14 protein-coding genes and 3 pseudogenes are annotated in these 11336 nt (G+C 48.0%); 5 read left to right on the top strand and 12 right to left on the bottom strand.

The window, feature by feature from the left end:
* Window positions 1–10 precede the first annotated feature (10 nt).
* Complete coding sequence (nrdG, locus tag ACESZP_RS13285; RefSeq protein ID WP_349163459.1) at window positions 11–574, top strand: anaerobic ribonucleoside-triphosphate reductase activating protein; 564 nt, start codon at window positions 11–13, stop codon at window positions 572–574.
* A 224-nt stretch (window positions 575–798) separates the two neighbouring features.
* On the opposite strand, the pseudogene ACESZP_RS13280 reads toward nrdG, so the two are convergent.
* The 3 genes and pseudogenes from ACESZP_RS13280 to ACESZP_RS13270 form a co-directional block, all read right to left on the bottom strand.
* Window positions 799–867 (bottom strand): annotated as a pseudogene (locus ACESZP_RS13280) (family 1 glycosylhydrolase); the annotation flags it as partial.
* Entirely contained in the window at window positions 836–1018 is a 183-nt protein-coding gene (locus ACESZP_RS13275; protein WP_499709231.1) for a hypothetical protein, read from the bottom strand. The gene ACESZP_RS13275 and the pseudogene ACESZP_RS13280, both read right to left, overlap by 32 nt.
* Before the next feature lie 2 nt (window positions 1019–1020).
* The gene (locus tag ACESZP_RS13270) at window positions 1021–1647 is read right to left on the bottom strand and encodes a DUF3786 domain-containing protein (protein WP_499709229.1); all 627 of its coding nucleotides are present in this window, start codon (window positions 1645–1647) and stop codon (window positions 1021–1023) included.
* 226 nt (window positions 1648–1873) lie between these two features.
* Here ACESZP_RS13270 and ACESZP_RS13265 point away from each other — a divergent pair, with 226 nt between their 5' ends.
* Window positions 1874–2308 carry an Rrf2 family transcriptional regulator gene (locus ACESZP_RS13265; RefSeq protein WP_499709227.1) on the top strand — a complete coding sequence of 145 codons (435 nt, stop codon included), beginning with the start codon at window positions 1874–1876 and terminating at the stop codon, window positions 2306–2308.
* Window positions 2309–2880: 572 nt separating this feature from the next.
* Here the strand turns inward: ACESZP_RS13265 and ACESZP_RS13260 are convergent.
* The 7 genes and pseudogenes from ACESZP_RS13260 to ACESZP_RS13230 form a co-directional block, all read right to left on the bottom strand.
* Window positions 2881–3054 (bottom strand): annotated as a pseudogene (locus ACESZP_RS13260) (response regulator); the annotation flags it as partial.
* Window positions 3054–3275 (bottom strand): annotated as a pseudogene (locus ACESZP_RS13255) (TnpV protein); the annotation flags it as partial. The pseudogenes ACESZP_RS13260 and ACESZP_RS13255, both read right to left, overlap by 1 nt.
* 31 nt (window positions 3276–3306) lie before the next feature.
* Window positions 3307–5253, bottom strand: coding sequence for a recombinase family protein (locus tag ACESZP_RS13250; protein WP_499709225.1), 1947 nt, complete (start codon window positions 5251–5253; stop codon window positions 3307–3309).
* On the bottom strand, window positions 5240–5485 hold the full coding sequence (locus tag ACESZP_RS13245; protein ID WP_054324430.1) for a helix-turn-helix domain-containing protein: 246 nt from the start codon (window positions 5483–5485) through the stop codon (window positions 5240–5242). The genes ACESZP_RS13250 and ACESZP_RS13245 overlap by 14 nt, the downstream gene beginning before the upstream one ends.
* Window positions 5486–5572: 87 nt before the next feature.
* The gene (locus ACESZP_RS13240; RefSeq protein ID WP_499709223.1) at window positions 5573–5770 is read right to left on the bottom strand and encodes a hypothetical protein; all 198 of its coding nucleotides are present in this window, start codon (window positions 5768–5770) and stop codon (window positions 5573–5575) included.
* Complete coding sequence (gene mobV, locus ACESZP_RS13235) at window positions 5754–6740, bottom strand: MobV family relaxase (protein ID WP_015534240.1); 987 nt, start codon at window positions 6738–6740, stop codon at window positions 5754–5756. Before mobV ends, ACESZP_RS13240 begins: the two co-directional genes overlap by 17 nt.
* Window positions 6741–6742: 2 nt before the next feature.
* Entirely contained in the window at window positions 6743–6961 is a 219-nt protein-coding gene (locus tag ACESZP_RS13230) for a hypothetical protein (RefSeq protein WP_015534241.1), read from the bottom strand.
* Between the two features lie 118 nt (window positions 6962–7079).
* On the opposite strand from ACESZP_RS13230, the gene ACESZP_RS13225 reads away from it, so the two are divergent.
* Complete coding sequence (locus tag ACESZP_RS13225; protein ID WP_499709220.1) at window positions 7080–7445, top strand: hypothetical protein; 366 nt, start codon at window positions 7080–7082, stop codon at window positions 7443–7445.
* 109 nt (window positions 7446–7554) lie between these two features.
* Here ACESZP_RS13225 and ACESZP_RS13220 read toward each other — a convergent pair whose 3' ends face one another.
* A complete protein-coding gene (locus ACESZP_RS13220) occupies window positions 7555–8928 on the bottom strand; it encodes a DNA primase family protein (RefSeq protein ID WP_499709219.1) in 1374 nt (457 codons plus the stop codon).
* On the bottom strand, window positions 8903–9523 hold the full coding sequence (locus ACESZP_RS13215; protein WP_499709217.1) for a CHC2 zinc finger domain-containing protein: 621 nt from the start codon (window positions 9521–9523) through the stop codon (window positions 8903–8905). Before ACESZP_RS13215 ends, ACESZP_RS13220 begins: the two co-directional genes overlap by 26 nt.
* 233 nt (window positions 9524–9756) lie before the next feature.
* On the opposite strand from ACESZP_RS13215, the gene ACESZP_RS13210 reads away from it, so the two are divergent.
* On the top strand, window positions 9757–10596 hold the full coding sequence (locus ACESZP_RS13210; RefSeq protein ID WP_499709216.1) for a helix-turn-helix domain-containing protein: 840 nt from the start codon (window positions 9757–9759) through the stop codon (window positions 10594–10596).
* Window positions 10577–11239 (top strand): sigma-70 family RNA polymerase sigma factor, encoded by a 663-nt coding sequence (locus tag ACESZP_RS13205; protein ID WP_499709214.1) that lies wholly within the window; start codon window positions 10577–10579, stop codon window positions 11237–11239. Before ACESZP_RS13210 ends, ACESZP_RS13205 begins: the two co-directional genes overlap by 20 nt.
* The last annotated feature ends 97 nt before the right edge of the window (window positions 11240–11336 follow it).

Genomic DNA, 11336 nt, shown 5'->3' with positions numbered 1-11336 from the left:
AGTCTGAACTATGAATTACGCAGTCATCAAGAAAAATGATATCGCCAATGGTCCCGGCATCCGCGTATCCCTCTTTGTCAGCGGCTGCCGTCACCACTGCAAAAACTGCTTCAACTATGAAGCCTGGGATTTTTCCTTTGGCCAGCCCTTCACCGAGGCCGTCATGGATGAGATTCTGGAGGCTCTGGCCCCTGCTTACGTGGCCGGATTATCCTTTCTGGGCGGCGAACCCTTTGAGCCTGAGAATCAGGAAGGTCTGCTTGTACTGGCCCGCCGCTTTAAGGAACGCTTTCCTGAAAAGAATCTCTGGTGCTACACCGGCTTTTCCTTTGAACGCGACCTGCTGACCGGTTCCGTCGGCGATCCGGCTGTCGCCCGGGATCTGCTCTCTCTCATCGACGTGCTGGTGGACGGGAAATACGTGGAAGAGGAGCACGACGCTTCTCTCCTGTTCCGTGGCTCCGCCAATCAGAATATCATCGACGTCCCCGCCTCTCTGAAAGCCGGACACATGGTACTTCTGCCGGGCGTCTGGCAGCGGAAAATGGGTAGCGGAAACATCCATGAGGATTAGTTTTTAATTTTTTTAATATACCGTACCGTCTCAGCCAGCTCCTTTCTGGAATTGTGCTTCGGCTCATAATCCTTGCAGGAATAGCGGTTTTTGATTACTTCTGTGAATTCCATCGTGGTTACCTCCTCATGATATACTATCGGATTCGTTCTTATTGTAGCACACCACTTGCTTGGAAATTTTATCAATCATTTCGCTCAGGGAGTTCAATGCAAATTGAACTCCCTCTTCGCATATTCTCCGGTAGACGCAGAAACAAGGTCAATACAGCCCCAGGGTGTATATCCCATCAGATACCATATAGAGCAGCGTCTGCTTCCGGCTCTGAAAACAGCGCTTATAATATATTACCCAGAGGGAAATGATAAAAACGGCCGCCGTCATAATTTCAATCAGGGTACTGACAAATTTATCAAAGCCGGACTGGAAAGTTTTCTGATTCATGATCAGAGAGAAGAAAATGCTTCCGATAATTTTTGCAGTAAAATTTCTCCAACTGTTACCGCATCTTCTACACCCAGATAATGATCAGCATGATCCTGAAGAAATATTTTGCCGGATACAGGAAATTCTTCATCTGCAAACCATATCTTTAAAGTTACCGGATATCTTGGCAGAACTGGAAAAACAGCACACAGATCTGCCGTTGTCTCTATGAATTCCGCACCCAGACTTGTACATGCTTTCTGAATTTTCTCAGGTTCTTTGTCCTGCAAAAGCTTTTCCAGTTTCTGCTCTGCAGTCCGGTCAAACTTGGTCCCCCGAATTAATCCATCTTTCAGGTTGCCAAAAGTAATGAGCTTCTGTGAGCCTTCTGTTCCATCTGCCATATCCAGATAATGCAGCAATGTCAGGTAATGCCATTCATCTATATCTGAGTTAATATAAAACTCAGGAAGTTGAATTGCAAACACTTCATGAAAGCTCGGTACCTCAAGCATATTTCGACTGCTATGAAAAACAGCTCCGCTTTTTGCAGCAATCTCCTCTCCGGAACGATTTTGCAGCCGTTTTACAGCTGCCTGCAGCATTTCCTGAAATGCACGATTTTCTGTTTGATTTTTGTATTCCATAAGTTCTCCTTTGTGAATATTTTGTCGCATCATATAATAATCAATGTTTATGCAAGAATTTTGGTGGTTTCATAAATCTGGCTTTGTCCGGATTCTCTTTTATCCATCCCTGTGTTGACTTTTCCTTTAAGCTTTATTATAGTTGTAACTATATTATTTACAATCGTCAAAATTAAAAATATGTGAAAACAAAATCATTATATCATACTACAAGGAGTTTCTTATCATGAAATACTCAACGAAATTAAGCGATACTGTTCATGTAATGGTTCTGATTGCTATCAACCAGGAAAAATCTCTCTCCAGTGCCTCAATTGCAGAAAGTATCCATACAAATCCCGGCTTTGTACGCCAGCTTATGTTAAAACTAAAAAAAGCCGGACTTATGACCAGTGTAGCCGGACATGCCCGTCCTTCTCTTTCAAAACCAACCGAACAGATCACATTGCTGGATATTTATAAAGCAGTTGAAGGTGAGAAACCACTGCTTCATTTAGATACTCATACCAACCCTGATTGCGGCGTTGGCATTAATATTCAGTTGTCTTTGCAGGGATTCTATCATGAAATCCAAAAAACTGCTGAAGAAAAAATGAATATGATTACTTTACAGGATATCATAAATACCTATTATCAGCGAATATCCATGCAAAATCAATAATAGATGATGAGCGGCAGCCCCTTTTATAAATTATCATAAAGAAATTAATTTTAATTTTTCTAAAAATTTTTCAGACGCTTTAGAAAATACTTGATATTTTTTCCAGATGATATGCATGCTTGCTTCTGTTTGCGGCGAAAGAGGTCAAAAACATAATTTATGTTTTCCGTCGGTATGGATGATTTTATCTAATCTTGACAATATCATTGATATATTCTGCTTGCCCGCACTTCAAAAAATTTATGATGTTCCGGATTCGGTTTGCTTCTATAATGGTATGTAATGCGTTCACTCCGGGAAAGCTGTTCCTTCAGATGCCCTGTCGAAAGCCAGTTTTTAAATTTCTCTCTTTCTTTCTCATACAGATACTGGATCGTATATTGGTCAACGAAATAATTGAAATCATCATACTGCTTCAGATTCATTTTTTTACGTTGGTCCCAGCACTCAAATGGAGAATTTCAAAGGAACCGGTATTTAATTCAACATAATAGACAGAAGTAAAATCTGCAGACATCTTATCCAGAAGTTGTGTTTCCTAGCTGCTTTTCCCATGCATCCAGGAAGGCAAATTACAGCCAGTTTTCCAGAACATCATTCAGCTTATTCATATCCAGCGGTTTCGCGATATGTCCATTCATGCCTGTATTTTTGGCCAACTGTACATCTTCTGCAAAAGCATTGGCAGTCATGGCAACAATCGGCAGTTTTCCCTTTTCACCATGAAGGCTCCTGATTGCTGCAGTTCCTGTGCTTCATCGTCTACAACATTCAGATGTTCTGTCAATCTGTCTTCCAACGTATACAGTGAATACATTGCCGGACGATGCTCTTTCAGATATGTTTTCCGCATCATTCCATATTTCCCATAATGCGGTTCTTCATCTGTACTGACAAGATTCGGATAGTAAATTCCGTCTGCGCCAAGTGTGTTGGTTCCACCCATTTTTTCAAATGTGCTTTTCATGTGTTATTCCTCCTTGAAATCAGCGATGTCCTTAGATCATCGCATAATATTTCAGGGCAGCCTTGATAGCATCTTCTTTCTCTTTCGGACATTGTGGAACTCTTGCATTTTCTGATTTTGGAAGATTATAGTTTTCTCCCACTTCAATTCCACATTTGCGTTTTACCTGAGAAATATATAAACTTGAAACCTTCAAGCCAAATTCTTTCAACACATAATCTTTGATTTCCTGATAGGTTGCTTTCAACTCGGCACTGGTGGCATCCAGCTCGTCCAGGTCTAAGTCGATCTCTATCGTGTCATCTGGTTTTTGTTGGGACAAAAGAACAACCGTCTCGACCATTGTTCCATTTTCCAAGGGCAATTCTTTCACTTCCGCCCCATTCACAGGAACGGGGAAATTGAAGATAATCTTCCTGATCCAGTTTCCGTCCGGCTGCTTTTCCGGAAATAACTCGATCCGTTCAATGAATGCCCGCATGAACTCCTTCCTCTCCACCTCGGAGGCAGCTTCATAGACCTGATCGAACGCCAGTAGCAGGCGGTAGATATTGTCACCCGAAATCTTCTCCTGCCGGATACTCCGTATCTGGCTTTGCACATCGTCAATCTGGACTTCAATCTCATCTATTGCGCCATATTGCTCGTCATATCGGCGCTGCAAATCAGAAATTTTCCGGTCATAATACGGGTCATTCACATCTAAACCGTCCATCTGCCGTTCCAGTCGGGCCTTTGTGCCTAATGTCTGCCGAAGCTGCGCCTGTAATGCTTCCAGCTGCTTCTCCAAATCGTTCGTATCGACAGCGGAGCCGATTTTCGCCTTGATTGCATCCGCAAACCGTGGGTCACTGACCATAGCAGAGATGATTGACGCTACCATGCGGTTCATTTCCATCTGCTCAATATTCAGCCGGAAGGTACACTCGTGGCCTGTTGGCGTCACCGTATTCTTGCAGTAATAGTAATAGCGGGTCTTTTTGTCCTTGCTGTGGGCTTTCGCAATATTCCCGTACAGACTTTTGCCGCAGCAGGGGCATTTCAGAATACCGGACAAGATATGTGCGTGGGTAGGGTCATTGACTTTCTCACGCCGGTAAGCATTGATTTTCCGTTTTTCCTGCGCGAGGTTCCAATCTTCTTCTGAAATGATAGCCTCATGCTTCCCCTCGTACACAGGGAACTCCGATTGCTCAACCACGTGCATCTCATTCCGTGTGCCGATCTTCTTCTCTGTCCGGCGTCTGCCATAGGCAATTTTCCCCATATATACCGGATTATCAATGATACTTTTCACAAAGCTGGCAGAAAAACCGGGAATGGTGCCGTTCTGCCGCAACTTCTTCACAAAGCCCTGCCGGTTCAGATATTTCGCCACACCGCTGACACCATCGTTGGTGTGAATATAACGGTCAAAGATAGTACGGATCACATCCACTTCATCCTCGGCAATCAGTAATTCGCCTTTTTCAAGGCGGTATCCATAAGGAGCAAAGCCGCCATTCCATTTTCCCTCACGGGCTTTCTGCTCTCGTCCAGCCATCGTCTGTGTCCGGATATTCTCACGCTCAATCTCTGCCACCGCAGAAAGGACAGAAATCATCAGCTTGCCGGAATCTTTGGAACTGTCAATGCCGTCTTCCACACAAATCAGATTGACGCCGAAATCCTGCATTAGCTGCAAGGAATTCAGCACATCAGCGGCATTCCTGCCGAACCGGGACAGCTTGAATACCAGCACATATTCCACGCCGTCTTTGCAGTCCTGAATGTCTTGCAGCATCCGCTGAAATTCATGTCTGCCCTGAATATTCTTGCCGGAAAAGCCTTCGTCAGAATATTCACCGGCCACTACCATATCTTCGTATTCAGCGTATTTCCGCAGCTTGTCTCGCTGAGCATCCAGACTATATCCGTCCACCTGCATGGATGTAGATACCCGTGTGTAGAGATAACATTTTGTTTTAGTTTTCTTCATGCAGGCCGCTCCTTTCTTCCAGCTCTGAACATTCATCCGTTACTTTCTTCTTCGCCAGACCTTCATTCTGAATGTAATACTCCAACAAACGGAGTACATATTCCGGCGCATGGCGGTTATCCAGTTCCCACTCTGTCACAGTCCGATAAGGAATCCGAAAATATTTACAAAATTCCTTGCGGTTCATGCCGGTGCTTTCCCGCAGTTCTTTTATTTTGGTTTTGCAGTCCATTTCATTTACCCCATAAAGCAAAATACACGTTGCGTATTTATTATAGCATACGCCAAGCAAATACGCAACGTGTAAATTCAATTTATATCAAGCGGCTTTGCCAAATTCCTGATACACAGGAACGGGTTGCTTTCCTGATACCGCAGACTGTGTACAGCCATCCTTCGCAGTCTCCTGCATCTGCTCCAACAGCTGCGGCCCGTACTTCTGCAACAGCCGCGCCATCACATCAACACAGCGGTCAAATGCCGCATTATATTTTGGATCATCATAAACTTTGCTCAATAGGCCGCTCCTTTCCTCTATGGCTGCTCTGCGCATAGATGTTCAAAACTTCTGCCGGTATCTGTTCCAAAATCGCCACGGCACTGTCATAGTCGCGCCGCAGCTTGAGGTCTTCGATCTGCTTTAGGGTGCTGACCTTCTGCGCCGATGCAAGAGATTCTTCCAGCTCGGCATTTTTCGTTTTCAGCTTTTTGTTTTCGGATGCTGTTTTCGTAAAAGCCACACCATATTTCCGCAGTAGCGTGTCCATCTTCTCCACGCTTGGAATATAGCTATCCAGAATCTTGCAGATTTCCTCCGCCCGGCTTTTGGCGTTAAAGGGATTGATTCCAGTGAGCAGATCCTCCAGTTTGCTTTTCTGTTTGGTCAGTCTGGTCATCTCCTTAAATACGCGGGGCGGGATATGGTCGCGCCCGGTCAGGCTGGCGCTCTCGCCACGCTCCAAATCTGGAAACTTCTTGACCATGTGTTTCCAAAACTCATCCTGCCACCAGGTCAGCTTCTTTTTATTGCCCATGATGTCTTTGGCGCTGAGCCTGCCATCCTCCGTCAAAGGGACAAAACAAAGGTGCATATGGGGCGTTTTCTCGTCCATATGCACCACGGCGGATATAATTGTCTCTTTGGACTGATGCTGTTCCAGAAAGTGCAGAGCTTCCTCGAAAAATACCCGAATTTCCGCCCGTTTCTTTCCCTTAAAGAACTCCGGGCTGGCTGTGAACAGCGTCTCGATCATACGGATACTGTCTTTCCGGGTACGGCATCCGGCAGCGGCAATTTGCCTCTCTGACTCGGCCCGGTACTTGCCGGGCGGTTTGACCAGATGGAAGTTGTACTTGCTTCGGCTGGTATCCACATCGGGATTACTGGCGTACTTTTCCTTTGTGCGCTCGTTATGGGCCTCGATATTGCCGATTTCAGGCCCCTTATATTTGGCAAATCGCATAATCGCGTATTGTGCTTTTTCCATACTCAATCCCTCCGTTTCTGCCAGACAATGTCATATCCCAGCACGTCAGCCAACTCCACGGCCTCCCGATACCGCAGCGATTCCCGCTGCAATTTTCCGGAAAGATTGGATACGCTGTCGCTCCACCCATACTCATCGTGCAGCTGGTCAACGACTTCCTGCATGGTGTAACCGGCGCGGATGATCTGCGCCTTGATTTCGTTTCGGATACTTGACTTCATAAAATATATTCCTCCATTTTCGCAAGTGAAGCCCTTTGTCACTTGATAGATAAAACATGATTTTCGGTTGCGTCATAAAAAGAACCGGCTACGCTGGGGAGCGCACCGGCTTTGGTCAATGGTGAAATTTGTGCAAATGCTGTTTTGCGATAGAAATGATTCCCTGCGTATCGTTGGTCAACGGCGGAATATTCGACTTCACAGAAATGCGGGACTTTTCACTGTTCGGGCTGTATTGTCACAAAATGCTGCAATCTGTACGTTGTTCCGTGAGCCGCTATGCGGCGAACTGTATACGGATAAAAGAGAAACATTTCGCCGTTTTGAGATTGCTCTAAAGTATGCCTGCAAAATCACCGCTTTTACTGACCGCTTCAGCTGTGGTCAAAATGACCACACCTACTTCACAGCACAAAAGCGCGAAGAATTTCACGGTTCTGGTGGTGGACAAAATGTCCATAACCACTTTTACACATCAAAATAGGTGTACCCAAAATGGGCACGACCACTTTATCCAAATGAAGCGCCTCTACAATATATGAGGTAACAGGGTCAATCGCTGCGTACATACGTACCGGCGACCAGAGCGGAAATCAATCCCGCCAGTCTTCTGGTACGTACGTACACTGTGAAGCGTCCGTAAACTCGTTTATATGCGGCCTTGCCACTGCCTCAATACCCATAAAGCCCCATACCCGGCGTCCTGCCGAATTGGTGATCGTGTTGCAGTGTTCCAGATTGTACTTGCCGCAGACTGCCACCAGCACATCGCTGAAGCTGCGGCGTTTGAGTGCAGTCAGACTGTTTTCCTCGCACCACATCCGGTAAATGTCGTAGCAATCCTTAGAACTGATAGACGCATCAGCTTTCAGCCGAATATAGCCCTCGGATTCCAGAAAATCGAACACATTGTTGTTGTCACGCTTGACGGCTTCCCGGTTCTCTCTGGTGCGTTGACTCTCGGCGAACTTGAAGCTGTTGGCGACCAGTCGCTGCAATCCCGCAAAGGCCCACAGGAAGATGCTCTCGATCTCTGCTTTCATCTTTTCAGCCAGGTCTGGATCGTCCACACGGTCAGCAGGTTTTTCTTTGGTGGTCAACACTAACTGACGCCGGTAGAAGCCATCGCTGCGGTCAAAGAGGGCTTGCAAGTCGCCGTTGCTGAATGCCAGCAACCGGGCACACATCCATCCCTGATAACTCTGCTTGCCCTTGCGCTCCAAGTCCATCTTGCCCTGGGCGGTGACGATAGATTTGACATAGTTGGTCTGACGCAGGGCCTCCATCCGCATATCGTCATCCACACACAGCAGAATGTGTTCCAGATCAGCGCGGGCGAAGCGGTTCTCGGAAATTTTGCCGATGCTGCCGTCCTTCATGTTGCTTCCGAACAGGGCGGACAGCACCGCGCCTATCTGACTCTTGCCCTCGCCGCCGTTGCCCTTGATAACCATCATCCGCTGGCCTTTGTTGCTGGGGATCAGGCAGTAGCCGATATATTCCTGCAAAGTCGGAATGTCCTCCGGGTAAAGCAGCCCATCCAAAAACGCCAGCCAGCGGGCCGGTGTGGGGGCGTTGGGATTGTAGGCCACCGGCAAACGACAGCGCACGATTTCCGGTTTCCCCTCTGTAAAGGTGCCATCCAGAAATAATGTGCCATTTGCCAGGTGGATGCGATCGGTTTCCGGTGGGAAATCCTCCATCAGTGCAGCCAGCTTCATCAGCTCCACAATGTTGCTGATCTTGCGAGGAATATTGCTGACCGCACAGCAGCGAAGCTCGTCAAAGATTTCGCTGCGTAGGGGCAGGTCATTAGTTACACGGCCATCGGGCGTAAAAAAAGCCCCGTTTGTGTAGATGATTTTGTGTCTGCTCAGAAAATCATCACAAAACAGGGCTTCGTTGATGCTCTTGCCGTCAAACCAGACAGGCTGGTTGACCTCACGCGATTGCTCGTTCTTCGCCACGGTGCTGCACCTCCTTTCCCAGACGTTTCAGCCGCTGCTCCAGCGCAGCAATGGTTCCGTCCTTCAGGAGCATATCCACCGCCTTCATGCGCTGCTCCAGTTCCGCAAACATGAGCACGTCCAACAAATGATCTACATACTCGATCATATGACACGCCTCCACAAAACGATCGTCTGGATTGTCCTCCGGCAACTGTGGGGCATACTCGATTTTCCAGTGTTCCAGCAGATGCAGATAATCGCACAGCACCCGTTGGCAGTACATCTCATCGTTGCGGAAGGCCCTCGCCAGCGGATAAGGCTTTTTCAGCGCCGCAGCTGCCGGGGGCTTGTCCGGGTCGATGCCGAAGTCATAGGCCAGCTTCTTTGCGGCCTCGTAGCTGCTCAGGCCGAACAGTCGCGCCACAAAGTCAATCACGTCCCCGGTGGCCCCACAGCCGAAGCAATAGAAATAATCCCTGTTCAGCTTCATGCTGGGATACCGGTCATCGTGGAAGGGGCAGCAGATCATGTCGCCCCGGTTGACCTTGTAGCCGTAGCGTTCGGCGGCCTGCTTCACGGTGACAGAGTTTTTCACAGTTTCAAACAAATTCATAGGCTTTGCCCTCCATCATTTATTGACGGTATCTGCCCGTCTGCCTGAATATACGGAGAAAAAGCCTATAGACCGAAAAATCCGCCAAAAGTGCAAGAAACGAAAAAATGCCGCCCTGAAATCTTGCAAAAATGCAAGACCTCAGAGCGGTGAAGCCAGCGGAAAGCATTTGCCCGCACTGGTTTTATAAGGTATAATGGTTAATGAGAATTTGCAGAAAAGAGGTGCGTCATATGGAGGGAGCCTACCTGCCCGGAAATATCCGGCAGCGGATGCAGGAGCTTATGAAGGAACATAAAATTACCCAGGCACAGCTGGCGACCCGCATCGGCAGCACCGAAAGCGCCATCAGCCGGTTTGTCAGCGGCAAGACCGATAAGATCAGCACAGAACATTTGCTCCGCATTGCAAAAGTGTTTGAAGTCTCCACAGATTTCCTGCTGGGGGAAGTCAACACGCCCGACCGGACAAATTTTGATATTGAAGAACTGGGCCTGTCGGTGCAGGCTGCGCGAAACCTGTACACCGGAAAAGCCAATGCGGAGATCGTCAACCGCCTATTGGAAAGTCCGCGTTTTGCAGAAGTCACCTACATGATCGAGCAATATTTTGACGATACGCTGGCCTCCGGTTTCGCCGGACAGAATCAAATGCTTACCACCCTCAGCGCCATGCTGCGCCGGAACAATAAAACAGACGTTGCGGTGCAGGCTGCCAGAACTGTTAGCAGGCAGAAAGTCCCTGTATATCAGGCAGACCTGACGATGATACAGAACACATTTATGGCAGCACTGCGGGAAGTGAAGAAAGAGATCGGCAATGATTTTACGGCGGCGCAGTCTTTGACCAAGGGCATCACCCAGCAGATGTTCTCCGAGTTGACAAAAGGCCAGGATGTCCAGGCACCGACCATCACGCCGGAAATGATTTCCGCCGCCGTTACCCAGAGCGCGGCAGGGATGGACGGCGTGCAAAAGGAAGCGTTAGACAAGTTTGGTCAGGCGCTGACGGAATTTCTCCAATCCACCTTAGACCACGCGCAGGAGAAGCAAAATGCCGACCCGAAGCAATGAGCAGCTGTGCAGACTGGCACAGGCAGGGGATACGGCTGCCCGTGACATTTTGTTGGAAAACAATCTGGGATTCATCCGAAAAATAGCACTGGAACAATATCGAAGCATGGGATTGGATGAAAATGATATTGGAATTGATTTAGATGATTTGGTGCAGGAGGGAAGTATCGGCCTGCTGAACGCGATCCCTTTGTTTGACACTGGACGCGGCATGAAATTTCTGACCTATGCAGCACCGGCAGTCCGCAATGCCATGACAGACTGCATCCGTGCCGCTCTGGCTTTATTTGAACAACGGATGGTGGATAAGAAAGACGGCCCCGGCTTCCAGAGAGTATATCTGGATGACGTTCTCTCAGAGGATGAACGGATGCTGCGGATCGAAGCCATAGCCGACCCTCACACCCAAACGCCGGAGCAAATCTATATCCAAAAAGAACAGCTGACAGAATTGTATGCGGCGCTGGACAAGCTGACGGCCAGAGAGCAGACCTATCTGCTGTACCGCTATGGCTTTACCGATGGAATCGAGCACCCGCTGATCGGTACGGCGCTCCATTTCCACCTCAGTGAGAGCCGGACAAAGAAGGTGGAGGGCGAGGCGATGGACAGTCTGCGCGGGAAGCTGCCGTGGTGGTTTTGATACGATGGGAAGCAGCGGCTGACGGGGGCTTTGATATACCTTTGTTCCGCAAATGACACGGCTGACAGACAGTGCTCGCTCGCACCGCCTGCCAGCC

Origin of the sequence: Candidatus Dorea massiliensis AP6 (genome assembly GCF_964245105.1) — a bacterium.
Lineage (GTDB): Bacteria > Bacillota > Clostridia > Lachnospirales > Lachnospiraceae > Laedolimicola > Laedolimicola intestinihominis.
This window is presented reverse-complemented; position numbering and strand designations above follow the sequence as displayed.